We start from the raw sequence: 21,940 nt of genomic DNA on the forward strand, positions 1-21,940 counted from the left end.
AACGTTGTTAAGTCACCTGAGCACCGGTAAGGAGGAAGCGCGATGCCACTGGTGCGGATTCTGGTGGACTGCGACCGGTCCACCGCCCGCCGCGTGCTGGAGCTACACCAGGCCGGGAAGGTGCACCGCGAATCCCGGGACGCCGCCCGCGACGAGGTCTGGCGCCGGGGTCACACCCCCGCCGCCGACCCGGTCTTCGTCGGCACCACAAACGGTGCCCCCGTCCGGCTCATCTACGACGTCAGGGTTCACGCCAACACCACATCCTGATGGGCTACGCCGTCACCCGCGCCGCGTCGTTCAGCCCTCGATCAACCGCCCCTGCCGACCTGCTGTTGGCGCTGGGTGATCGCGTAGCCGACCAGGAAGAGGACCACCGCGTTCAGGATGTGCCAGAGGAAGTGGGAGCCGACCGGGAACTGCCCGCAGAGCGGCTCGTCCAGGGTCCGCAGCGTCAGCGACAGCGCGAACACGGCCGCCGCCCGCAGCAGCAGCCCGGCGACCCTCGGCGCGGGTGGCCGGGCCGTGTAGCGGACCGCCACCCCGAGGCCCACCAGCCCGAGCAGCGCCGGCAGGTAGCCGCCGAGCGTCGCGTCGGTGCCACCGACGGCGGCCAGCGCCGCGTTCACGCCGACGGCGAACCCGAGGTAGGCCGGGGCGGCCAGCCAGGCCCACCGCCACCGGATGCCCCAGGTCCACCGCGCCAGCACCACCACGGCGGTCAGGATGAACGCGATGATCGCCAGCGAGTCCAGCGCGCCGGTCAGCCGGGTGGCCGCGGTGTGGAACGCCAGGCTGGCCAGCCCCACGACGGCCAGCAGCGCCGGCAGCAGCCGGACGCTCACCGGTGCCCGGTGCCGCTGCCCGGCCTGCAGCCAGCCGAGCAGCGCGGCGGCGAGCAGGAAGGCGAGGTTGCTCACCGCGTTCGCCGGCTCCCCCCACCGGCCGGGGTCGATCCGCTCGCAGTAGGCGTCGACGTAGTCGGTCATCGCCCGGCCGCGCCGTGGTAGAAGAACTCGCCGAGCCCGACAGTGAAGACCATGACGCCGTAGAGGGCGTGCTCGACCGAGACCGTCAGCAGCGACCGGGTGCGCTGGTAACGGCGGGCGAACAACCAGCCGCCGACCAGCGTGACCAGCACGGCGAACAGGTTGCCGAAGATCAGGTGGGCGAAGCCGAACGCGGCGGCGCTCGCGGCGGCGGCACCCCGGCCCGTGCCGAACACCGGCGCGTAGCGGTGCAGCAGAAACGCCCGGAACAGCAGCTCCTGCGGATACACCGAGAAGAGCGGGTAGAGCACCACCACCGCCGACCAGAGCAGCGGATCCTGCCGCGGCAGGTCGAACAGCCGGCCCTCGTCGTAGCCCGCCACACCCACCACGGCCAGCACGGTCGCCACCGCCCACAGGCCGACGACGGCCGGCAACGCGGCCCGCAGCGCACCGCCCCGCAGCAGATCCCGCCGATCGAAGCCAGGCTGACGACGCAGATACCAGACCACCGCCACCCCGGCGACGACGAGCAGCGGAACCGGCCCCCCGGGAACCGCAACGAGCACATACCCGCCGACCAGCACGAAGAAGACCAGCAGATACTCCACGCCCAGCCACCACCACCGCACGGAACGCGTCCCCCCGGCCATGCCGCTCACGCTAGATCGACACCCACCTCCCCCCGACCCACCACACATGAACATCCGATGTCCACCTGCCCGGTCCCACCCGGTTCACCTTGATCAGATGATGAAAAGGGGCGCTACCAGGCGCCTGTCACGACCGTTCTCATCATTTGATCAAGGAACGGTGGGAGCATCAGCCGTGCCAGGAGTGCCAGAGGGCGGCGTAGGGGCCGGCGGCGCGGACCAGGTCGTCGTGGGTGCCGAGTTCGGTGATGCGGCCGTCGGCGAGGACCGCCACCCGGTCGGCGTCGTGCGCGGTGTTCAGGCGGTGGGCGATGGCGATCACCGTCCGGCCGGTCAGCACGGCGGCCAGCGCCCGCTCGGTGCGGCGGGCCGTCGTCGGGTCCAACGCGGCCGTCGCCTCGTCCAGGATCAGGATGTGCGGGTCGGCCAGCACCAGCCGGGCCAGCGCGAGCTGCTGCGCCTCGGCGGCGGTCAACTCACGCGCCCCGTCGCCGAGTTCGGTGTCGAGGCCGGCGGGCAGGTCGGCGTACCAGTCGGCCCCGACGACGACAAGCGCGGACCGCACCTGGTCGTCGGAGGCCCCCGGGGCGGCGAAGGTCAGATTGTCGCGCAGCGACCCGATGAAGACGTGGTGCTCCTGGGTGATCAGCGCGATCCGGCGGCGGCGTTCGGCCGGGTCCAGGGCGGTGACCGGGCAGCCGCCGATGCTCACCTCCCCGGCGCTCGGCGCATCGATCCCGGCCAACAGCCGGGCCAGCGTCGACTTGCCGGCGCCCGACGGGCCGACGATGGCGAGCCGTTCGCCGGGCCGCACCGCCAGGTCGATGCCGTGCAGCACCTCCGGGCCGTCGCCATAGGCGAACCGCGCCCCGCGTACGACCAGCCGCCGGTCGGCCGGCACCGTGGTCACCCCGCGCGGCTCCGGCGGAACCTGGCCGACGCCCAGCACCCGGGCGAACGAGGCGAGGCCACGCTGGGCCTGCTCCAGCCACTGGAGCAACCAGTCCAGCGGCGCAATCGCCTGCTGCAGGTAGAGGGCGGCGGCGACCACGGCGCCGATGGTCACCATGTCCCGGCTGAGTAGGTAGCCGCCGATCAGCAGCACCGCGGCCACCGGCAGCGGGTAGCTGCCCTCCACGGCCGGGAAGAACACCGACCGCAACGCCAGAGTCGCCCGGCGGGTCGTCCACACCTGGCCGATCCGCTCCCGGCCGTACCGCTCCCGCTCGGCACCGAGGCCGAGCGCCTCCACGGTGCGGGCACCCTCTGCGGTGGTGGTCAGCGCGTCGGTGAGCGCGGCGGTCGCCGCCCCCTCCGCCAGGTAGCGGTCCCGGGCCCGGCGCAGGTACCAGCGGGTGGCCAGGTAGATCGTCGGCAGCCCGGCCAGCGCCGCCAGACCGAGCAGCGGGTGCAGCAGGAAGACCGCGCCGAACAGCAGCGACAGCTGCGCCGAGGCGATGATCACCACGGGCACCACGTCGCGGACCATGGTGCCGACCGTCGCCACGTCCATCGAACTGCGGGTGGCCAGGTCCCCGGTGCCGGCCCGCTCGACCGCGGCGACCGGCAGCGCGAGCGTACGGTGCACGAAGTCCTCCCGCAGCCGGGAGTTCGCCCGCTCCCCGAGTCGGTGGCTCGCGTAGTGGGCGTACCGGGTGAGCAGGGCCTGCAGCAGCGCGGACCCGCAGATCGCCAGCGCCAGCCGGTCCACCGTGGAGACCCCGGCCCCGCCGGTCACCTCGTCGACGATGACACCGATCAGCCAGGGCGGGACCAGGGCGGTGACCGCGGCGGCCAGGTGCAGCGCGAGGACCACCCCGATCGCCCGCCGGTCCGCCGCCAACAGCTGCCACGCCGCCCGGCGGGCCGCCGGCCGGTCCGCCACCGGCAACCCGGTCACCGCCGTACCTCCTCGGTGTCGCGGGCCACCAGCGCCCGGTAGCCGGGCTCCCGGGCGAGCAGCTCGGCGTGGCTGCCGGTGGCGACCACCCGACCGTCGCGCAGGTACGCCACGGTGTCGGCCCGCTCCAGCAGCAGCGGGGAGGTGGCGAGCAGCACCGTGGTCCGGCCGGACCGGGCCGTGCGCAGCCGGTCGGCGATCCGGGCCTCGGTGTGGGCGTCCACCGCCGACGTCGGGTCGACCAGGATCAGCACCTCCGGCTCGGCGAGCAGGGCCCGCGCCAGGCGTACCCGTTGCCGTTGGCCGCCGGAGAGGGTGCGGGCCCGCGCGCCGACCTCGCTGTCCAGCCCGGACGGCAGGGCGTCGGCGACGTCCTCGGCGGCGGCCGTCCGCAGCGCGGCCCGGATCTCGGCGTCGCCGCCCGTCGTCCGGCCGGCCCGCAGCACGTCCCGCAACGTCCCGGCGAACAGGTACGACTCGTGGTCGGCGAGCAGCACCCGGGCCCGCACCTCGGCCAGCTCGATCGCCGTCAACGGCACCCCGCCCCAGCTCACGTCGCTGGGCGCGAACCGGGCGAGCCGGTCGGCCAGCGCGCCGGCCTCGGCCGGATCGGCGGCGGCCACCCCGACCAGCCGACCGGCCGGCACGGTCAGCCCGGTGGCCGGATCCCGCAGCTCGGCCGCCCGATCCGGAGCCGGCCAGGGCTCCCCACCGACCCAGCCGCTCCCGCCAGCCTCGGCGGACGAGCCGCCCCCGCCAGCCTCGGCGGACGAGCCGGCCCCGCCAGTCGAGCCGGCGACCGCCCTGCCAGGGCTGTCGGCTTCGGCGGTCGAGCCGTCGACCGGGTCGGGGGTGAGGTTGAGCAGAGCGACGATCCGGCGGGCCGAGACCCGGCCTCGGATGGTCTGGCGGGTGCCCTCCAGCAGGAACCAGACCGGCACCATCAGCACCGCCACATACCCGTAGGCGGCGACCAGTTGGCCGATGGTGATGGTGCCCTCGGCGGCCAGCCGGGCGGCCAGCCAGACCACCGCGGCCAGGAACAGGCCGGGGATCACCAGGGTGAGCGCCTGCACCCAGCTGCCCACCGCACCGACCCGGTAGCCCTTGGCCAGCAGTGCCTGCGACCGGGTGGCGTACCGGCGGGCGAAGAGGCCGCGACCGCCGACGCCGGCCAGCACCCGCAGCCCGGCCACGATGTCGCCGGCCCGGGTGGTGAGCTCGCCCTGCTCGCGCCGGTAGGCGGACTCGACCCGCTCCAGCCGGCGCAGCAGCGGGCCGACCGCCAGCCCGACCGCCGGCACACCCACCAGGATGCAGAGCGCCAGCGTCGGCGACACCGACCAGAGCAGCACGGCGACCACCGCGTACGCGATCACCGCCCCGACCCCCGGGCCGGTCATGGTCAGCACCTGCGAGGTGTGCACGATGTCGGAGCCGCCGACGGTGGCGACCTCACCGGCGGCGAGTTTGCGGGGCAGCACAGCGCCGATCCGGGTGAGCTGGCGCAGCAGCACGGCCGCCGAGCGGGCGCTGGCGTCCTCGCGTACGAAGGTCATCGTGCGGTGTCGCATGATGCCCGCGTAGGCCAGTAGCAGCCCGGCGACGACGATCGCGGCGACCCAGAACAGCAGCGCCCGGTGGTCGCCGGTCCGCAGGCCGTCGTCGATGGCGCGGGCGATCAGGTACGGCCGCAGCGCCAGGCCGACCATCCAGATCGTGCCGATCGCGGCGCCGCGCAGCACCCGCCACGGCTGGCTGCGCACCAGCCACCAGATGTAGAGCAGCGGCCCCCGGGTGTCCGGCGTCCCGGGATCGGAGTGCGGCAACCGGAGGGACACTCGATCCACCATAGCCACTCGTATCCGTCGTCTCGCGTGGATTTCCGGCCGACCGCCATGAGGCGGGCAAGCGGGTTCGAGGTGAGCCGGCACGGGTGCCGGATTGTCGGCCCCCTTCGATACCGTGCGGATGCCCGACATCGGGAAACCAGCCGGCAAGCGAAGGAGAGTCCAGATGGCCGACACCGCCTCCACTGCGGACCTGGAACCGGCGGCCCGCGCGCTGCGCGGGTTGCTGCCCGCAGTGACCGACGACAGGCTCACCAACCCGACACCGTGTGCCGGATGGACGGTCGGTGATCTGCTCGACCACCTGCTGGGGCTGACCGTCGCGTTCCGGATGGCCGCGGCGAAGGCACCCGACCCGGCCCCGGGCGGCCCCGCCGAACCCTCCGCCGTCAACCTCCCCGCCAGCTGGCGCGAGGACCTCTCGGAACGGCTCGACGCGCTGGTGGCCGCCTGGCGCGACCCGGCCGCCTGGACCGGCGAGACCGCGGTCGGCGGGGCCAACCTGCCCGGCGCCATCATGGGGGTGGTCGCCCTCAACGAGCTGACGCTGCACGGCTGGGATCTGGCCCGCGGCACCGATCAGCCGTTCGAGCCGGACCCGCGCACCGTCGAAGCGGTGCACGGGCTGGTCTCGCACCAGGCCAGCGACGACGGCACCCCGGGACTGTTCGGCCCCCAACTGCGCCCCGACCCGGACGCGCCGCTCTTCGACCGGGTGCTGGCGCTCGCCGGTCGCGACCCCGACTGGAAGGGGTAGCGGTCAGGCGGTCGGGCCGGCGGACGCCGGCCGTTGCCGCAGCGGATAGTCCCGCCGCGGTTGCCAACGCGCCTCGCCGTTGTGGGAGAAGAGGGTGAACCGGTCGACGTCGAAGACGGCGGAGAAATCAGCCAGATCCTCGTACGCGCGGTCCAGCGCCGCCGGCTCGACGTCGTGGGCCACCGTGACGTGCGGGTGGTACGGAAAGCGGGTCTCCCGGCGCAACTCCGGCGCCGCCCTGATCGCCTCGGCGAGCAGTTCGCACTCGCCGATGCCGGACGCCACCGCGACGAAGACCACCTCGGTCACCGGCCGGAACGTGCCGGTGCCCCGCAGGTGCAGGGTGAACGGCGGATGGGCGGCGGCCACCAGCGCCAGGTGCGCCTCCACCGCCGGCAGGCTGGCCAACGGGATCTCCGTCGGGCCGAGCAGGGTCAGATGCGCCGGCACGTACGCGGCCTGCGGGTCACCGGCCTCGGCCCGGCGGCGGGTCAGGAAGCTGCCCCACGGCTCAGGGATGTCCACGGCGACACCGACCCGGGTCGACGCGCCCTCGACCTCCGGCTCGTAGCGTTCTCCCCGTCCGATCGGGTTAACCGTTCCTCCCCGCCGGCAGGAACCCCACCCGGTCGTACGCCGACCGCAGCGTGGCCGCCGCGACGGTCCGGGCCTTCTCGGCCCCGATCGCGAGCAGCTTGTCCAGCTGCGCCGGGTCGTCCAGGTAGCCGCGGGTGCGCTCCTGGATCGGCCGGACGAACTCCGCCACCACCTCGGCCAGGTCCTTCTTGAGATCGCCGTAACCCCGACCGTCGTACGCCCCGACCAGGTCGTCGATGGTCCGGCCGGTGAGCGCCGCGTAGATGGTGAGCAGGTTCGACACCCCCGGCTTGCCGGCCGGGTCGAAGATGATCTCGCGGCCGGTGTCGGTGACCGCAGACTTGATCTTCTTCGCCGACTTGGCCGGGTCGTCGAGCAGGTCGATGATGCCGGCCGCCGACGACGCCGACTTCGACATCTTCGCGGTCGGCTCCTGCAGGTCGGTGATCTTCGCGGTGTCCTTGACGATGTACGGCGCGGGGATGGTGAAGGTCGGCCCGAACACCGTGTTGAACCGCTGGGCCAGGTCCCGGGTCAGCTCCAGGTGCTGGCGCTGGTCCTCGCCGACCGGTACGGCGTCCGCCTGGTAGAGCAGGATGTCCGCCGCCTGCAGGATCGGGTAGGTGAAGAGCCCGATGGTGGAGCGCTCGGCGCCCTGCCGGGCGGACTTGTCCTTGAACTGGGTCATCCGGCTCGCCTCGCCGAACCCGGTGATGCAGCCGAGCACCCAGGCCAGCTGCGGGTGCTCGGGCACCTGCGACTGCACGAACAGGGTGCACCGCTCCGGGTCCAGCCCGGCCGCCAGCAGCTGCGCCGCCGCCACCCGGGTCCGCTGCCGCAAGGTCACCGGGTCGTGTCCAGCGGTGATCGCGTGCAGGTCGACGACACAGTAGAAGGTGTCGTGGGTCTCCTGCATCGCCACCCAGTTGCGGACCGCTCCCAGGTAGTTGCCCAGGTGGAACGAGTCGGCGGTGGGTTGGATCCCGGAGAGCACTCGGGGCCGGGGAGACACGTCGGGCATGCCGGCAATTCTGACAGCATGCCCGGCAGAAGTCGGCGACGACCCCGCACCCGAACGCGGGAACCTGACGGCCGGGTCGTGGCTCCATACCCTCAGAAGCGGGAGGGAAGGCGATTGGGACGCCGGCAGGGCGGACGCGGGCGGGCCGCGGTGGACGAGGCGATGGGCGAGCTGTACCACGCCTGCTACCGCCGCCTGGTCGCGCAGCTCTACGCCTTCACTCCGGACCTGACGGAGGCGCAGGACGTGGTGCAGGAGGCGTTCGCCCGGGCGTTGGCCCGGCCGGCCGGTTTGACCGACGTCGACAACCCGGAGGCGTGGCTGCGCACGGTCGCCATGAACGTCGTACGCCGGCGGTGGCGCCGCCGGCAGCTGCTCGACGCGATCCTGCTGCGGGACCGGCCGGTGGCCCGGCTGGTCGAGGCAGCCCCCGGGCCGGAGCGGACCGACCTGCGGACGGCGCTGGCCGGGCTGCCGACCGGCTACCGGGAGGTCATCGTGCTGCACTACTTCGCCGACCTGCCGGTGGAGGAGATCGCCGAGCTGCTCGACCTGCCGTCCGGGACGGTCAAGTCCCGGCTGTCCCGGGGCCGGGCAGCGCTCGCCGCCCGGCTCGGCGACTACCGCGAGGACATTCCGCCGAGCCCGGACCAGCCGCATCCGGACCAGCCGCACCCGGAGCGGTCCCGGTCGCGGCCGGACGGACCGGGCACCCCGAGGGCCACCGGCACCACGGAGGTCAACAGCCATGCCTGAGCCACCGCCGGTGACCGGCCCCGACATGCGCCCAACGCCCGACGCCCAACCGACGCCCGACGCCCAGCCGAGGCTCGACGCCCGGTTGGGGGACGCCCGGACCGTCGTGCTGGACAGCATCGAGCAGCCGCCGCTGGCCCGGATCCGGCGGCGGGCGGTGAGTCGTAGACGGCGGCGCCGGACCGCCGGCGGGGCGGCGTTGCTCGCCGTGGCGGTCGCCGTGGCCCTGCCGATGTGGAACTGGTCGGACCCGCACGCGCCGCCGGCGCCAGCCGACGCCCCGCCCGCCGGCCCGGTCTACTCCGACGCCGGCATCATCATCAACGGCCTGGTCGAGACCGACGTCCCGAGGCCGCCAGGGGTGATCACCGACGTCGAGTTCGTGGATCCGGAACACGGCCACCTGCTCTCCGCGTGCCTGACCGGCAACCCGTGCCCGGTCACCGCCGCCAGCACCGCCGACGGCGGCGCCAGCTGGCGGCAGGTGGAGCTGCCCGCCGACACCGCCGGCTGGCCGCACGCGGAACTCCTCGCCTTCCCCGACGGCACGCTCGCCGCCCACCCAGGTCCGGCCGAAGACGGGTACGCCTCGGCCGACGGCGGCCGGACCTGGTTCCCGGCTCCGGCGCCCGAACCGGACCTGCCGGGAGTCCCGGCCGGTCCGGACGACCTGCTCGGACTCCGTCCCGGCGGCCAGCGGTGTGCCGGCACCGTCGAGGTATGGCAGCCCGATCGCCTCCGGGCCAAACAGCCCGCCCGGCGGCCCCTCCTCCGGCAGCCCGGTTTCGGCGTCTGCTGGGTGGCGCCCACTGCCGCCGCCGACGGCGCCTGGTGGGTCGGCGGGGTACGCGACGGCACCGCCACGGTGGCGGTCACCCGCGACGGTGGTACGAGTTGGCAACCGGTCGCCCTGACGCCACCGGTGGGCACCGACGGGCTGCCGGCCGAGGAACTCCCGTCGGTAGAGGTCACGAGCCTCGGCAGGCACGTCTACGCCACTGTGCTCGGCCCCGATCGGTTCCTGCTCGCCATCTTCCACTCGGCCGACGGTGGACGGTCGTTCACCCGGACCGGCGACGCCGGGACGACGATCGGGGCGGCGGGTGAGCTGGTGCCGTTGCTGGACGGTCGGCTGCTCGCCACCGACACCGACCAGCGGTGGTACGTCAGCGCCGACGACGGGCGGACGTTCACCCGGGCCGAGGGCACCCTACCGGCGGTCGGGCGGCTGGCCCGCACGCTCGCCGGCTACGTGGCCTACGACCTGTTCGGCTCCGGCTGGGCGGCGTACTCGCCGGACGGGGCGACCTGGCGCAAGCTCCAGATCAACTGACCGCCGACCGGCACCACGGCGACCCGGGCCACCCGCCGCCCGTCCAGGGCCGCCACCCGCAGCAGCCAGCCCGAGCCACCGCCGGCCGGTCCGGCGCCGTCGGCGCGATCAGCCCGATCGGCGCGGTCCGGGTCGACCGGGTCGACCGGCACCTCGTCGCCGTCGACCGGGAGCCGGCCGAGCGCGCACATCACGAAGCCGCCGACCGTCTCGTACGGGCCGGTGGGTAGCAGCAGGCCGGTCTGCTCGGCGAAGTCGGCCAGGTTGAGCCGGCCGTCCACCTCGGCCGGCGCGCCGGCCGGGGCCGGGTCGGGCGCGTCGTCGTACTCGTCGTGGATCTCCCCGACCAGCTCCTCGATCAGGTCCTCCAGGGTGACGATGCCGGCGGTGCCGCCGTACTCGTCGACCACCACGGCCAGGTGGTGCCGCTCGCGGCGCATCTCGGTCAGGGCGGCGAGCACCCGTTTGCTGCCGGGTAGCTGCTTGACCTCCCGGGTCAGCTCGCCGATCGTGGTGCGCGGGTCGCCGTCGGGGCGCAGCAGCACGTCGCGCAGGTGGACGAAGCCGACCACGTCGTCGTGGGTGCCGTCGATCACCGGGTACCGGGTGTGCGTCTCGGCGCGTACCAGGTCGGCGGCCTCGGCCAGCGACAGCCCGGCGGCGAGGAAGACCACCTCGGTGCGGGGCATCATCACCTCGCGGACCGGGGTGGCGCCGGCCTCCAGCACCTCGTCGATGATCCGCCGTTCGACCGGGTCGAGCACGGTGTTCGCGGCGACCAGGTCGCGCAGCTCGGCCTCGCTGATCTGTTCCCGGCCGGCGGTGGGGCTGGCGCCGAGCAGGGCGGTGACCGCCCGGGTGGCGGCGTCCGAGGTCCGGACCACCAGCCGGGCGAGTACGCGGGCCAGCGGGCCGGGCTGCCGCTGTGGGCTCCGGTTCGGCCGTCGCCGGATCCCGGTTCCGCCGGATTCCCGCATGCCAGAGATGGTAGACACCAACGGCCCGTTCCGGGCGGGTCCGGGCGGAGCCGACGATGTTCGACTCTGTTGATGCCTGACGGAATATGGTGGAATGCTAGGCGGCCACCGGCGCGGAGGGAGCGGCGTGAAACTTCTGGTCACCGGCGGCGCCGGCTACATCGGCAGCATCGTCACCCGGCTGCTGCTCGACGCCGGGCACCAGGTGGTCGTCCTCGACGATCTGCGCACCGGGCACGCCGAGGCGCTGGCTCCCGACGCGACAGTCGTCCGGGGCCGGGTACACGACGCCGCCGCGGTACTCACCGCAGACGCCGGCTTCGACGGCGTACTGCACTTCGCCGCGCTGATCGCCGCCGGCGAGTCGATGACCGCCCCCGAGCGCTACTGGGCCAACAACACGGTCGGCTCGCTGGCCCTGCTGGACGCCGTGCGGGCCGCCCGGGTGCCCCGCCTGGTCTTCTCCTCCACCGCCGCCGTCTACGGCAACCCGGTCGAGATCCCCATCCCGGAGACCGCGGTCACGGCACCGACCAGCACCTACGGCGCCACCAAGCTGGCCGTCGACATGGCGCTCACCGGCGAGGCGTACGCGCACGGGCTGGCCGCGGTGTCGCTGCGCTACTTCAACGTGGCCGGCGCCCACCTGGCGCCCGGCGTCGCGCTCGGCGAACGGCACGACCCGGAGACCCACCTGATCCCGATCGCCCTGCAGGTCGCCGCCGGCCGGCGCGACAAGCTCACCCTCTTCGGCGACGACTACCCCACCCCCGACGGCACCTGCGTCCGCGACTACCTGCACGTGACGGACCTGGCCCGCGCCCACCTCCTCACGCTGACCGCGGCCGTGCCGGGCGAACACCGGATCTACAACCTCGGCAACGGCAACGGCTTCTCCAACCGGCAGGTGGTGCAGGTGGTCCGCGAGGTGACCGGGCACCCCGTACCCGTGGAGACCGCGCCCCGCCGCGAGGGTGACCCGGCCACGCTCGTCGCCTCGGCGCGGCTGGCCCGCGACGAGCTGGGCTGGGTGCCGGAGAAGCCGACGCTGGCCGAGATGGTCGGCGACGCCTGGGACTTCTACCGGAGGCAGGACAGATGAGCGCGACCGAGCAGCAGGCCGGCCTCGTCGACGCCGTCGCCCGCCGCGCCACCGACGGCTTCCACACCTGGTACGCCGACCACCCGGCCGGCGTCTGGGCTGCCCCCGGGCGGGTGAACCTGATCGGCGAGCACACCGACTACAACGACGGCTTTGTGCTGCCGTTCGCGCTGCCACACAGCACGGTGGTCGCCGCCCGCCCAGCCGGCCCAGCCGGGTCCGATCCAGCCGGGCCAGCCAGCCCGGCCAGGTCCGATCCGGCCGGGCCTGGTCAGGCGGGCGCAGCCGGGCCGGAGTGGACGGTCTGGTCGGAGCAGTCCGGGGAGCGGATCACCTTCACCGCCGCCGACGCCGACGCCCCCGGCCGGGTCACCGGCTGGGGCGGGTACGTCGCCGGGGTGGTCTGGGTGCTGCGGGCGGCCGGCTTCGACGTGCCGCCGGCCCGGCTCGCGATCGCCTCCGACGTGCCGCTCGGCGCCGGCCTGTCGTCGTCGGCCGCGTTGGAGTCCGCCGTGCTGACCGCCCTGGCCGACCTCGGCGGGCTGGACCTGCCGGTGGACGACCGGCCGGGCCTGGCCCAGCGCGCCGAGAACGACTACGCCGGGATGCCCTGCGGGATCATGGACCAGTCGGCGTCCATCCGCTGCCGGGACCGGCACGCGCTCTTCCTGGACTGCCGGTCGCTGGAGGTCGAGCAGATCCCGTTCGACCTGGCCGACGCCGGCCTGGCCCTGCTGGTCATCGACAGCCGCGCCCCGCACCGGCACGTCACCGGCGAGTACGCCGCCCGCCGCCGGGCCTGCGAGGCGGCCGCCGACCGGCTCGGCGTGCCGGCGCTGCGCGACGTCGGGGTCGACGCGCTGGACGCGGCGCTGGGCCGGCTCGACGACCCGGTGCACCGGCGCCGGGTCCGGCACGTGGTCACCGAGAACCAGCGGGTGCTCGACACCGTCGCCCTGCTCAAGGCGGGCCGGGTCACCGAGATCGGGCCGTTGCTGACCGCCTCGCACGCCTCGATGCGGGACGACTTCGAGATCACGGTGCCGGAGGTGGACACCGCCGTCGAGGCCGCGCTGGCCGCCGGGGCGTACGGGGCCCGGATGACCGGCGGCGGGTTCGGCGGCTGCGTACTGGCGCTCGTCGACGCGGCCGACGCGGACCGGGTGGCCGGCGCGGTGGCCGCCGCGTACGCGGATCGGGGTTTCACCGCCCCGGTCGCCTTCCCCGCCGTCGCCGGCCCGGGGGCGCGGCGGCTGGCGGGATGACCGTCAGGAGGTCTCGACGATCATCCCGGCGCCGACCGTCCGGTTGGTGCCCTCGTCGATGATGATGAACCCGCCGGTGGTGCGGTTGCGCCGGTAGTCGTCGGCGAGCAGCGGCACGGTGGTCCGGAGCCGGATCCGGCCGATCTCGTTGAGCGCCAGCTCGGCCGCCGACTCGTCGCGGTGCAGCGAGTTGACGTCGAGCCGGTAGTGCAGCCCGCGCACCACCGCCCGCGCGGTCCGGGTGGTGTGCTTGATGGTGTACTTCGCGCCCACCCGCAGCGGCTGCGACTCGTCCATCCAGCAGACCATCGCCTCCAGGTCCTGGGCGACCGCCGGCGCGTTGTTCGGCCGGCAGATCAGATCACCCCGGGAGACGTCCAGTTCGTCGGCGAGCCGGACGGTCACCGACATCGGCGGGAACGCCTCGGTCACCGGCCCGTCGGCGGTCTCGATCGCGGCGATCCGGGTGGTGAAGCCGGACGGCAGCACCATCACCTCGTCGCCGGGCTTGAGCACCCCGGAGGCGACCTGGCCGGCGTAGCCGCGGTAGTCGGTGACGGTGGTCGACTGCGGCCGGATCACGTACTGGACCGGGAACCGCACGTCGACCAGGTTGCGGTCCGAGGCGATGTGCACGTGCTCCAGGTGGTGCAGCAGCGACGGCCCCTCGTACCAGGGGGTCTTCTCGGAGCGGGTGACGATGTTGTCGCCGTGCAGCGCGGAGATCGGCACCACGGTCAGGTCGGGCGCCTCCAGCTTGGCCGCGAACGAGGTGAACTCGTCGGCGATCCGCTCGAAGACCTCCTGGGACCAGTCCACCAGGTCCATCTTGTTGACGCAGAGGACCAGGTGCGGCACCCGCAGCAGGGAGCAGAGGAACGCGTGCCGGCGGGACTGCTCGACCAGGCCCTTGCGGGCGTCCACCAGGATCAGCGCCAGGTCGGCGGTGGAGGCGCCGGTGACCATGTTGCGGGTGTACTGGATGTGCCCCGGGGTGTCGGCGATGATGAACTTCCGCCGCGGGGTGGCGAAGTAGCGGTACGCCACGTCGATGGTGATGCCCTGCTCCCGCTCGGCCCGCAGGCCGTCGGTGAGCAGCGCCAGATTGGTGTATTCGTCGCCCCGGGCCGAGCTGACCGCCTCGACGGCGGCGAGCTGGTCGGTGAAGAGCGACTTGGTGTCGTATAGCAGCCGGCCGATGAGCGTCGACTTGCCGTCGTCGACGCTGCCGGCGGTGGCGAACCGCAGCAGGTCCATGGCGCGGAGCTCCGGCTCGGTGGCGGTGTGCGGCACCGTCGCGGTCATCAGAAGTAACCTTCCCGCTTGCGGTCTTCCATGGCGGCCTCGCTGACCCGGTCGTCGCCCCGGGTGGCACCCCGCTCGGTGATCCGGGTGGCGGCCACCTCGTCGATCACCGTCTGCACGGTGTCGGCGTCGGAGCGGACGGCGGCCGTGCAGGAGGCGTCGCCGACGGTCCGGTAGCGGACCCGTTCGACGAAGGGGGTCTCGCCGTCGCGGGCCGGCAGGAACTCGTTCACCGCGTAGAGCATCCCGTCCCGCTCGATCACCTCGCGGTCGTGCGCGTAGTAGATCGACGGCAGGGCGAGGTTCTCCCGGGCGATGTAGTGCCAGACGTCCAGCTCGGTCCAGTTGGAGAGCGGGAAGACCCGGATCGACTCGCCCGGGTGGTGCCGGCCGTTGTAGAGCGACCAGAGTTCGGGACGCTGGTTCTTCGGGTCCCACTGGCCGAAGTCGTCCCGGAAGCTGAACACCCGCTCCTTGGCCCGGGCCTTCTCCTCGTCCCGGCGGGCGCCGCCGAACAGGGCGTCGAACCGGTACTTCTCGACCGCCGCCAGCAGCACCGGGGTCTGGATCCGGTTGCGCATGCCGTCGGCGGACTCGCGGACCAGGCCGGCCTGCAGGGCCTCCGGCACGCTCGCCACCACCAGGTGCAGCCCGAGCTCGGCGACCCGGCGGTCCCGGAACGCCAGCACCTCCGGGAAGTTGTGCCCGGTGTCGACGTGCATCACCGGGAACGGAATCCGGGCCGGCGCGAACGCCTTCTCGGCGAGCCGGAGCATCACGATCGAGTCCTTGCCGCCGGAGAAGAGCAACACCGGACGTTCCAGCTCCGCCACCACCTCGCGGATGACGAAGATGCTCTCGGCTTCGAGCGCCGCGAGGTGCGACACCCGGTACGCGGCCGTCGGGCTCATGTCGCGGGCCTCCTTCGCTCGGTCATGCGATCTCTCCAGACTCTTCCGTTCGGTTCTCCGGCTCCGTCCCGGCGCCGGTCAGGCGGTCGGGAGGTGCCGGTGCAGGGCGGCGAGCAGCCGGGCGGCGAGGTCCTTCCGGCAGACCACCAGGTCGGGCAGGCGCGGATCGGCCCCGTTGTATTGCAACGCGGATCCGTCGATTCGGGAAGCGTGCAGCCCGGTGGCCGTCGCCACAGCCACCGGCGCGGCGGAATCCCACTCGTACTGGCCGCCGGCGTGCACGTAGGCGTCGACGTCGCCGGCCACCACCGCGGCGATCTTGGCGCCGGCCGAGCCCATCGGCACCAGCTCGGCCCCGAGGCCGGCGGCGAGGTCGGTGAGGAAGACCGGGGGGCGGCTGCGGCTGGCCGCGAGCCGCATCGTCGGCCCGGCCGGCGGACGAACGGCCATCGGCGGGTAGGAGGGCGGGTTCTCGGTGTCGATCACCCGGTGCTGGGCGGGCAGCGCCACCGCCCCGGCGACCAGGCCGTGCCGGGTGGCCGCGGTACGCGCCCAGAGCGCCACGTGCACCGCCCAGTCCGCCCGGCCCTCCTCGGAGAACTCGCGGGTGCCGTCGAGCGGGTCGATGATCCAGACCCGGTCTGCGGTGAGCCGGGGGGCGGCGGCGGGTTCGGTGTCGGCGGCCCAGGCCAGCCGGGAGCCCTCGTCCTCCTCGGAGAGGACCGCGTCGCCGGGCCGCCAGCGGGCCAGTTCGGTGCGGAGCAGATCGTGGGAGACCTTGTCACCGGCGGCCTTGAGCGCGCCCGGGTCGGCGTGCCCGATCTCGGCGCGCAGGTCGAGCAGGGCCCGGCCGGCCCGGCCGGCCAGCCAGCTCGCGAAGGCGCCGTCGTTGGCCGGTGGCGCGGCCATCAGCGGGCTCCGCCGGGCGCACGCACCGGGCTCACCGTACGTGTCATGATTGTTTCCGCCTCCTTACTGCCGGAAACCCTACCGGGCGTCCGGGCGGGCGGCCCATAAACGCGGCCGCAGCTACCCCCCGTGGTACGCGTTCTGGGTCCGTTCCACGCCCTCGCTGACCACCGACTCGACCACGTCGGCGGCCCGGTCCACGATGAAGTCCAGCTCCTTGCGCTGCACGGCGGAGAAGTCGGAGAGCACGTAGTCGGCCGGGTCCTGCCGGCCGGGCGGGCGGCCGATGCCGACCCGGACCCGGACGTACTCCTTGGTGCCGAGCGACTTGGACATCGAGCGCAGCCCGTTGTGGCCGCCCTCGCCGCCGCCGCACTTCACCCGCACCGTGCCGTACGGCAGGTCCAGCTCGTCGTGGGCCGCGATCACCTGCCCCGGCGGCACCTTGAAGAACTGGGCCAGCGCGGCCGCCGGTCCGCCGGCGAGGTTCATGTAGGTGAGCGGCTTGGCCAGGATCAGCTTCGGCCCGCCGAAGCCGAGCCGGCCCTCGGCGACGTCGGCGACCGCCCGCCGGTGCCGGCTGAACTTGCCGCCGGTCCGGTCGGCCAGCAGGTCGGCCACCAGGAAGCCGACGTTGTGCCGGTGGCGGGCGTACTCCCGGCCGGGGTTGCCCAGGCCGACCACCAGCCACGGCCGCGCCTCGTCCACGATGTCCCTCTCCTCATGCTGCGCGGGCGCCCCCGGTCGGTTTCCCCGGAGGCGCCCCCACATCATGCGTTCGGTCAGGCCTCGGCGTTGGCCTGGGCCGGCGCGGCCTCGCCCTCGGCGGCCTCGGCCGGCGCCTCGGCGGCCTCCTCGGCCTCGGCCGGCTCGCCGACCTCGCCGGTCTCGGCGGCCAGCTGCTCGGCGGTCGGTGCGGCGGTGATCACGACCACCACCAGCTCCGGGTCGACGGCGAGCTCGACGCCCTGCGGCAGCCGGACGTCGGCGGCGGTGACCTGCGAGCCGGGCTCCAGGCCGTCGATCGAGGTCTCCAGGTGGTCGGGGAGCCGGGTGGCATCCGCGGTCACGGAGAGGGTGTCGTGCTCGTGCATGACCAGGGTGTCGCGGGCCGGCTCGCCGACCAGCTGGACCGGCACCTCGACGGTGACCTTCTCGCCGCGCCGGACGAGGAGGAGGTCGATGTGCTCGAAGCTGTCCTTGATCGGGTCGCGCTGGATCGCCTTCGGCAGGGCGAGGGCCTGGGTGCCGTCGCTGATCTCGATGGCGAAGAGCTGGTTGGCGCCGCCGTGCCGGATCGCGGCGGCGAACTCGCGCGCGGGCAGCGCGATGTGCTTGGGCTTCTCGCCGTGGCCGTACAGCACGGCGGGCACCTTGCCGGCCCGGCGGGTACGACGGGCACCACCCTTGCCGAACTCGGTACGGGGCTCGGCGCTGATCTTTACCTCGGACACGGGAAGACTCCTGATACGGTCGCTGCGGCGGTACGTCGTTGGCGGTGCTGGGGCGAGGGGCTCGCTGGGGCTCTTGCGTGTGAACACTGCCCGGAGCACCGCGTCGATGACGGTGCGTCCGTTAGGCGCTTCCTCAGCGGCCCGCAGGGCACCCTCGCCGTGGCAACCGCACCAGTCTACCCGAGGCGCGGCGAGGCATTCAGCCGGTCCCCTCCTGGGTCAGGGGACCGGCCGCGCGTCCGGGTGGGGTCAGCTCAGCCCGCCGAAGAGGGTGGTCACCGAACCGTCGTCGAAGACCTCCCGGATCGCCCGGGCCAGCAGCGGGGCGATCGACAGCACGGTGATCTTGTCGAGCTGCTTCTCCGGTGGCAGCGGGAGGGTGTTGGTGACCACCACCTCGCTGATCCGGCTGTTCTTCAACCGCTCGGTGGCCGGGTCGGAGAGCAGCGCGTGGGTGGCGGCGACCAGCACCTCGGCCGCGCCGGCCTGGTCCAGGATCTCGGCCGCCTTGCAGATGGTGCCGCCGGTGTCGATCATGTCGTCGACGATCAGGCAGACCCGCCCCTCGACCTCGCCGACCACCCGGTTGGCGACCACCTGGTTCGGCTTGAGCGGGTCCCGGGTCTTGTGGATGAAGGCCAGCGGACAGCCGCCGAGCCGGTCGGTCCAGCGCTCGGCGACCCGGACCCGGCCGGAGTCCGGCGCCACCACCGTCATCGGCCGGCCGGCGTACCGCTTTTCGACGTAGGCGGCCAGGATGTCCATCGCGAACAGGTGGTCCACCGGGCCGTTGAAGAAGCCCTGGATCTGGGCGGTGTGCAGGTCGACGGTGAGGATCCGGTTGGCGCCGGCCTTCTTGAGCAGGTCGGCCACGAGCCGGGCGGAGATCGGCTCGCGCCCCCGGTGCTTCTTGTCCTGCCGGGCGTACGGGTAGAACGGCAGGACCACGGTGATCCGCTTGGCCGATCCGCGCTTCAGCGCGTCGACCATGATCAGCGTCTCCATCACCCACTTGTTGACGCCGTGGGTGACCGACTGGACGACGAAGGCGTCGGAGCCGCGGACCGACTCCTTGAACCGGACGAAGATCTCGCCGTTGGCGAACTCGTACGAGTCGGTCGGCGTCGGCGCCACGCCGAGCACCTCGCCGATCTCACTGGCCAGCTCGGGAAAGCCCCGGCCGGAGAAGAGCATCAGGCTCTTGCGGTTTTCGGCGACGATGCTGCCCATCGGCTCGCTCTGCTCCCGTTACTCGGTGTTCCGGCCGAGGATTGCCGGCCCGGTCCGGAACTGGTGGCCCACTGGTTCTGTCGTTCCCAGTGGGACCAGGGACTATTCGGTTGCAGTATGCCTGGCTTCGGCGCCGTCGCCACCGCCGCGCGGCGGCTCGTGCGATGACTCACCCTCGTCGGTGCCGGCCGCCTCCCGCCGGGCGCGGTCGGCGGCCTCCGCCGAGGTGGTGCCGGGCCGGCGGCGGGCCACCCAGCCCTCGATGTCGCGCTGCTGGGCGCGGGTCACGCCGAGCGCGCCGGACGGCACGCTCGTGGTGATCGCGCTGCCGGCCGCCACGTACGCCCCGGCCCCCACCTCGACGGGTGCCACCAGGGTGGTGTCGCAGCCGATGAAGGCGGCCTCGCCGACGGTGGTGTGGTGTTTGCGTACCCCGTCGTAGTTGGCGAAGATCGTCCCGGCGCCGATGTTCGCCTTCGGGCCGATGGTGGCGTCCCCGACGTAGCTCAGGTGCGGCACCTTGGCGCCCTCGCCGAGCTCGGACTTCTTCACCTCCACGAAGGTCCCGGCCTTGGCGCGTTCGCGCAGCACGGCCTCCGGCCGCAGGTAGGCGTAGGGGCCGACGCTGGCCCGGGGGCCGATCTCGGCGCCGACGACGTGGCTGCGCAGCACGGTGGCGCCGGCCCCGACGCTGCTGTCGACGACCGTCACGTCCGGCCCGACGAGCGCCTCGGCGCCGACCACGGTGGCGCCGCGCAGCTGGGTGTTCTGGTCGACCACCGCGTCCCGGCCGAGCATCACGGTGACGTCGATCCAGGTGGAGGCCGGGTCGAGGAGGGTGACGCCGGAGCGCATCCAGCTCTCGTTGACCCGGTCGCGCAGCAGCCCGCGCAGCGTCGCCAACTCGACCCGGTCGTTGCAGCCGAGGGTCTCCACCGGGTCCCCGGCGAGGTGCACGCCGACCGGATCGCCCGCGCCGGCCAGCAGCCCGAAGACGTCGGTGAGGTATTCCTCGCCCTGGTCGTTGTCGGTGGAGAGCTTGCCGAGCAGCTCGCGCAGCAGCACCGCGTCGAAGGCGTAGATGCCGGCGTTCACCTCGCGGATGCGCCGCTGGTCCTCGGTCGCGTCCCGCTCCTCGACGATCTGCTCCAGCCGGCCGGCCTGGTCGCGCACGATCCGGCCGAGCCCGGTCGGGTCGGCCACCTCGGCCGCCAGCACGGTGGCCGCGACCCCGGTCGACTCGTGGTCGGCGATCAGCGCGCCGACGGTCTCCGGGCGCAGCAGCGGCACGTCACCGTTCATCACCACGACGGTGCCGGTCAGGTCGGTGAGTGCGTCGAGCGCGATCCGGACGGCGTGCCCGGTGCCGCGCTGTTCGGCCTGCAGGACGGTGGCGGCGTCCGGGGCGATCTCGGCGAGGTGGGCGGTGACCTGGTCGGCGCCGTGTCCGACCACGACCAGGGTGCGGTGCGCGGCGAGCGGTTCGGCGGCGGCCAGCACGTGCCCGAGCAGGGTGCGGCCGAGCAGCGGGTGCAACACCTTGGGCAGCGCGGACCTCATCCGTTTGCCCTCGCCGGCGGCGAGGATGACGGCGGTGCGGATCCGGGGCTGGGACACGAGAATGCTCCCGTCAGGACGGCCGGCAGGTCGCGGCATCATGCTAACCGCGTGGGGAGGGATGGTCGGCACTTCCCCTGAACGACCCCAGATTCGGACTTCTGGGGACAGCTCGGCCGCTAGGACTCGAACCTAGAATACCGGGACCAAAACCCGACGTGTTGCCAATTACACCACGGCCGATCGCTCTGCTTCACAGCCTAACGCCTACCGCCGATGTCTGGATCACCCGACGTCCGGCGCCCCGGCCGGGATCGCGTCCATAGCAACTTACGCTTCCGTAGGTTACGGTGACGTAGGCGTAAGTTAGTGATCTACCCCCAGCGAGGTGCCATGTCTACCGCCGTACTCGATCAGTCGCCCGTCACCCCGCCCACCGGCCCGAAACCGCTCACCGAAGGGCCGCAGTCCCCCGGCATCCTGGTCGCCCTCTGGGGCTTCGTCGTCATCCCGTTCCTGGCCCTGATCGCCGCCGTCCCGGTCGCCTGGGGTGGCTGGCTCGGCTGGACCGACGTGGCCATCGCCGTGCCGTTCTACCTGGTGGCCGGGCTCGGCATCACGGTCGGCTTCCACCGCTACTTCACGCACGGCTCATTCAAGGCCAAGCGGTGGCTGCGGATCACCCTCGCGGTGGCCGGCTCGCTCGCCATCGAGGGCAACATCACCCAGTGGGTCGCCGACCACCGCCGGCACCACGCCTTCTCCGACGTCGAGGGCGACCCGCACTCGCCGTGGCGGTTCGGCACCAGCGTCTGGGGCCTGACCAAGGGCCTGTTCTACGCGCACGTCGGCTGGTTGTTCCACCGCGAACTGTCCAACCGGGAGCGGTTCGCCCCCGACCTGCTCGCCGACCGGGACATCAGCCGGATCGACCGGCTCTTCCCGGCCATCGTCATCTTCACCGCGCTGGCCCCGGCCGTCGCCGGCGGCCTGCTCACCTGGTCCTGGCAGGGCGCACTCACCGCCTTCTTCTGGGCCGGGCTGGTCCGCATCGCGCTGCTGCACCACGTGACCTGGTCGATCAACTCGGTCTGCCACGTCTACGGTGAGCGCCCGTTCGAGGTGCGCCAGGGTGACAAGGCCTCCAACTTCTGGCCGCTGGCGATCATCTCGTTCGGCGAGAGCTGGCACAACCTGCACCACGCCGACCCCACCAGCGCCCGGCACGGCGTGCTGCGCGGCCAGATCGACATCTCGGCCCGGACCATCTGGGTCTTCGAGAAGCTCGGCTGGGCGTACAACGTGCGCTGGCCGAAGACCGACCGGATCGCCGCGAAGCTGGTGAAACCCGGCAGCTCGACCTGAGCGGATCGT

General features: G+C 73.3%; 21 protein-coding genes and 1 tRNA gene. 7 read left to right on the forward strand and 15 right to left on the reverse strand.

All coding sequences use genetic code 11. From position 1 onward, the window contains the following. Positions 1 to 42 precede the first annotated feature (42 nt). A complete protein-coding gene (locus tag O7627_RS29450; RefSeq protein ID WP_278096711.1) occupies positions 43 to 270 on the forward strand; it encodes a hypothetical protein in 228 nt (75 codons plus the stop codon). Between the two features lie 41 nt (positions 271 to 311). On the opposite strand, the gene O7627_RS29455 is transcribed toward O7627_RS29450, so the two are convergent. The 4 genes from O7627_RS29455 to O7627_RS29470 all read right to left on the reverse strand — a co-directional run bounded on the left by O7627_RS29455 (position 312) and on the right by O7627_RS29470 (position 5,383). Continuing rightward, positions 312 to 989, reverse strand: coding sequence for a ceramidase domain-containing protein (locus O7627_RS29455; RefSeq protein ID WP_278096712.1), 678 nt, complete (start codon positions 987 to 989; stop codon positions 312 to 314). Continuing rightward, complete coding sequence (locus tag O7627_RS29460) at positions 986 to 1,642, reverse strand: CPBP family glutamic-type intramembrane protease (protein WP_278096713.1); 657 nt, start codon at positions 1,640 to 1,642, stop codon at positions 986 to 988. The genes O7627_RS29455 and O7627_RS29460 overlap by 4 nt, the downstream gene beginning before the upstream one ends. 169 nt (positions 1,643 to 1,811) lie before the next feature. Beyond that, positions 1,812 to 3,542, reverse strand: a complete 1,731-nt coding sequence (locus tag O7627_RS29465) for an ABC transporter ATP-binding protein (protein ID WP_278096714.1) — start codon at positions 3,540 to 3,542, stop codon at positions 1,812 to 1,814. Continuing rightward, positions 3,539 to 5,383 carry an ABC transporter ATP-binding protein gene (locus O7627_RS29470; RefSeq protein ID WP_278096715.1) on the reverse strand — a complete coding sequence of 615 codons (1,845 nt, stop codon included), beginning with the start codon at positions 5,381 to 5,383 and terminating at the stop codon, positions 3,539 to 3,541. Before O7627_RS29470 ends, O7627_RS29465 begins: the two co-directional genes overlap by 4 nt. A gap of 175 nt (positions 5,384 to 5,558) precedes the next feature. Between O7627_RS29470 and O7627_RS29475 the strand changes: the two genes are divergently transcribed. Continuing rightward, a complete protein-coding gene (locus tag O7627_RS29475) occupies positions 5,559 to 6,149 on the forward strand; it encodes a TIGR03086 family metal-binding protein (RefSeq protein ID WP_278096716.1) in 591 nt (196 codons plus the stop codon). 3 nt (positions 6,150 to 6,152) lie between these two features. Here O7627_RS29475 and O7627_RS29480 read toward each other — a convergent pair whose 3' ends face one another. Then, positions 6,153 to 6,737, reverse strand: a complete 585-nt coding sequence (locus O7627_RS29480) for a 2'-5' RNA ligase family protein (protein ID WP_278098481.1) — start codon at positions 6,735 to 6,737, stop codon at positions 6,153 to 6,155. 4 nt (positions 6,738 to 6,741) lie between these two features. Next, on the reverse strand, positions 6,742 to 7,767 hold the full coding sequence (trpS, locus tag O7627_RS29485) for a tryptophan--tRNA ligase (RefSeq protein WP_278096717.1): 1,026 nt from the start codon (positions 7,765 to 7,767) through the stop codon (positions 6,742 to 6,744). A gap of 114 nt (positions 7,768 to 7,881) precedes the next feature. Here trpS and O7627_RS29490 point away from each other — a divergent pair, with 114 nt between their 5' ends. Then, positions 7,882 to 8,523: a sigma-70 family RNA polymerase sigma factor gene (locus tag O7627_RS29490; RefSeq protein ID WP_278096718.1), complete on the forward strand. Its 642-nt coding sequence runs from the start codon at positions 7,882 to 7,884 to the stop codon at positions 8,521 to 8,523. Beyond that, complete coding sequence (locus tag O7627_RS29495; protein WP_278096719.1) at positions 8,516 to 9,856, forward strand: hypothetical protein; 1,341 nt, start codon at positions 8,516 to 8,518, stop codon at positions 9,854 to 9,856. Before O7627_RS29490 ends, O7627_RS29495 begins: the two co-directional genes overlap by 8 nt. On the opposite strand, the gene O7627_RS29500 is transcribed toward O7627_RS29495, so the two are convergent. Continuing rightward, positions 9,781 to 10,833, reverse strand: coding sequence for a hemolysin family protein (locus tag O7627_RS29500; RefSeq protein ID WP_278096720.1), 1,053 nt, complete (start codon positions 10,831 to 10,833; stop codon positions 9,781 to 9,783). The two genes, O7627_RS29495 and O7627_RS29500, sit on opposite strands and share 76 nt — an antisense overlap. A gap of 94 nt (positions 10,834 to 10,927) precedes the next feature. On the opposite strand from O7627_RS29500, the gene galE reads away from it, so the two are divergent. Together galE and galK are read left to right on the forward strand one after the other, a co-directional pair. Further along, the gene (galE, locus tag O7627_RS29505; RefSeq protein WP_278096721.1) at positions 10,928 to 11,935 is read left to right on the forward strand and encodes a UDP-glucose 4-epimerase GalE; all 1,008 of its coding nucleotides are present in this window, start codon (positions 10,928 to 10,930) and stop codon (positions 11,933 to 11,935) included. Next, positions 11,932 to 13,200 (forward strand): galactokinase, encoded by a 1,269-nt coding sequence (gene galK, locus O7627_RS29510; protein ID WP_278096722.1) that lies wholly within the window; start codon positions 11,932 to 11,934, stop codon positions 13,198 to 13,200. The genes galE and galK overlap by 4 nt, the downstream gene beginning before the upstream one ends. A 3-nt stretch (positions 13,201 to 13,203) precedes the next feature. Here the strand turns inward: galK and O7627_RS29515 are convergent, their stop codons facing one another. The 8 genes from O7627_RS29515 to O7627_RS29550 all read right to left on the reverse strand — a co-directional run bounded on the left by O7627_RS29515 (position 13,204) and on the right by O7627_RS29550 (position 20,809). Further along, the gene (locus O7627_RS29515) at positions 13,204 to 14,505 is read right to left on the reverse strand and encodes a GTP-binding protein (RefSeq protein ID WP_278096723.1); all 1,302 of its coding nucleotides are present in this window, start codon (positions 14,503 to 14,505) and stop codon (positions 13,204 to 13,206) included. Next, entirely contained in the window at positions 14,505 to 15,416 is a 912-nt protein-coding gene (cysD, locus tag O7627_RS29520; RefSeq protein ID WP_278096724.1) for a sulfate adenylyltransferase subunit CysD, read from the reverse strand. Before cysD ends, O7627_RS29515 begins: the two co-directional genes overlap by 1 nt. A gap of 78 nt (positions 15,417 to 15,494) precedes the next feature. Next, positions 15,495 to 16,325: a 3'(2'),5'-bisphosphate nucleotidase CysQ gene (locus O7627_RS29525; protein WP_278096725.1), complete on the reverse strand. Its 831-nt coding sequence runs from the start codon at positions 16,323 to 16,325 to the stop codon at positions 15,495 to 15,497. 120 nt (positions 16,326 to 16,445) lie between these two features. Next, the gene (gene pth / locus O7627_RS29530) at positions 16,446 to 17,036 is read right to left on the reverse strand and encodes an aminoacyl-tRNA hydrolase (protein ID WP_278098482.1); all 591 of its coding nucleotides are present in this window, start codon (positions 17,034 to 17,036) and stop codon (positions 16,446 to 16,448) included. Between the two features lie 71 nt (positions 17,037 to 17,107). Next, the gene (locus O7627_RS29535; RefSeq protein WP_278096726.1) at positions 17,108 to 17,779 is read right to left on the reverse strand and encodes a 50S ribosomal protein L25/general stress protein Ctc; all 672 of its coding nucleotides are present in this window, start codon (positions 17,777 to 17,779) and stop codon (positions 17,108 to 17,110) included. Between the two features lie 249 nt (positions 17,780 to 18,028). After that, a complete protein-coding gene (locus tag O7627_RS29540) occupies positions 18,029 to 19,009 on the reverse strand; it encodes a ribose-phosphate diphosphokinase (RefSeq protein ID WP_278096727.1) in 981 nt (326 codons plus the stop codon). A gap of 102 nt (positions 19,010 to 19,111) precedes the next feature. Further along, positions 19,112 to 20,665, reverse strand: coding sequence for a bifunctional UDP-N-acetylglucosamine diphosphorylase/glucosamine-1-phosphate N-acetyltransferase GlmU (glmU, locus tag O7627_RS29545; RefSeq protein ID WP_278098483.1), 1,554 nt, complete (start codon positions 20,663 to 20,665; stop codon positions 19,112 to 19,114). A gap of 72 nt (positions 20,666 to 20,737) precedes the next feature. After that, positions 20,738 to 20,809, reverse strand: a tRNA-Gln gene (locus O7627_RS29550). A 150-nt stretch (positions 20,810 to 20,959) separates the two neighbouring features. Here O7627_RS29550 and O7627_RS29555 point away from each other — a divergent pair. Continuing rightward, positions 20,960 to 21,931 (forward strand): acyl-CoA desaturase, encoded by a 972-nt coding sequence (locus tag O7627_RS29555; protein WP_278096728.1) that lies wholly within the window; start codon positions 20,960 to 20,962, stop codon positions 21,929 to 21,931. The last annotated feature ends 9 nt before the right edge of the window (positions 21,932 to 21,940 follow it).

Origin of the sequence: Solwaraspora sp. WMMD1047, from assembly GCF_029626155.1 — a bacterium.
In the GTDB taxonomy this organism is placed as follows: Bacteria; Actinomycetota; Actinomycetes; order Mycobacteriales; family Micromonosporaceae; genus WMMD1047.

Excerpts from the sequence above, each read along its gene's own strand:
- O7627_RS29450 (WP_278096711.1), top strand. The coding sequence starts at position 43 with ATGCCACTGGTGCGGATTCTGGTGGACTGCGACCGGTCCACCGCCCGC.
- O7627_RS29455 (WP_278096712.1), bottom strand. The coding sequence starts at position 989 with ATGACCGACTACGTCGACGCCTACTGCGAGCGGATCGACCCCGGCCGG.
- O7627_RS29460 (WP_278096713.1), bottom strand. The coding sequence starts at position 1,642 with ATGGCCGGGGGGACGCGTTCCGTGCGGTGGTGGTGGCTGGGCGTGGAG.
- O7627_RS29475 (WP_278096716.1), top strand. The coding sequence starts at position 5,559 with ATGGCCGACACCGCCTCCACTGCGGACCTGGAACCGGCGGCCCGCGCG.
- trpS (WP_278096717.1), bottom strand. The coding sequence starts at position 7,767 with ATGCCCGACGTGTCTCCCCGGCCCCGAGTGCTCTCCGGGATCCAACCC.
- O7627_RS29495 (WP_278096719.1), top strand. The coding sequence starts at position 8,516 with ATGCCTGAGCCACCGCCGGTGACCGGCCCCGACATGCGCCCAACGCCC.
- O7627_RS29500 (WP_278096720.1), bottom strand. The coding sequence starts at position 10,833 with ATGCGGGAATCCGGCGGAACCGGGATCCGGCGACGGCCGAACCGGAGC.
- galE (WP_278096721.1), top strand. The coding sequence starts at position 10,928 with ATGCTAGGCGGCCACCGGCGCGGAGGGAGCGGCGTGAAACTTCTGGTC.
- galK (WP_278096722.1), top strand. The coding sequence starts at position 11,932 with ATGAGCGCGACCGAGCAGCAGGCCGGCCTCGTCGACGCCGTCGCCCGC.
- O7627_RS29515 (WP_278096723.1), bottom strand. The coding sequence starts at position 14,505 with ATGACCGCGACGGTGCCGCACACCGCCACCGAGCCGGAGCTCCGCGCC.
- cysD (WP_278096724.1), bottom strand. The coding sequence starts at position 15,416 with ATGAGCCCGACGGCCGCGTACCGGGTGTCGCACCTCGCGGCGCTCGAA.
- O7627_RS29525 (WP_278096725.1), bottom strand. The coding sequence starts at position 16,325 with ATGGCCGCGCCACCGGCCAACGACGGCGCCTTCGCGAGCTGGCTGGCC.
- O7627_RS29540 (WP_278096727.1), bottom strand. The coding sequence starts at position 19,009 with ATGGGCAGCATCGTCGCCGAAAACCGCAAGAGCCTGATGCTCTTCTCC.
- glmU (WP_278098483.1), bottom strand. The coding sequence starts at position 20,665 with ATGCCGCGACCTGCCGGCCGTCCTGACGGGAGCATTCTCGTGTCCCAG.
- O7627_RS29555 (WP_278096728.1), top strand. The coding sequence starts at position 20,960 with ATGTCTACCGCCGTACTCGATCAGTCGCCCGTCACCCCGCCCACCGGC.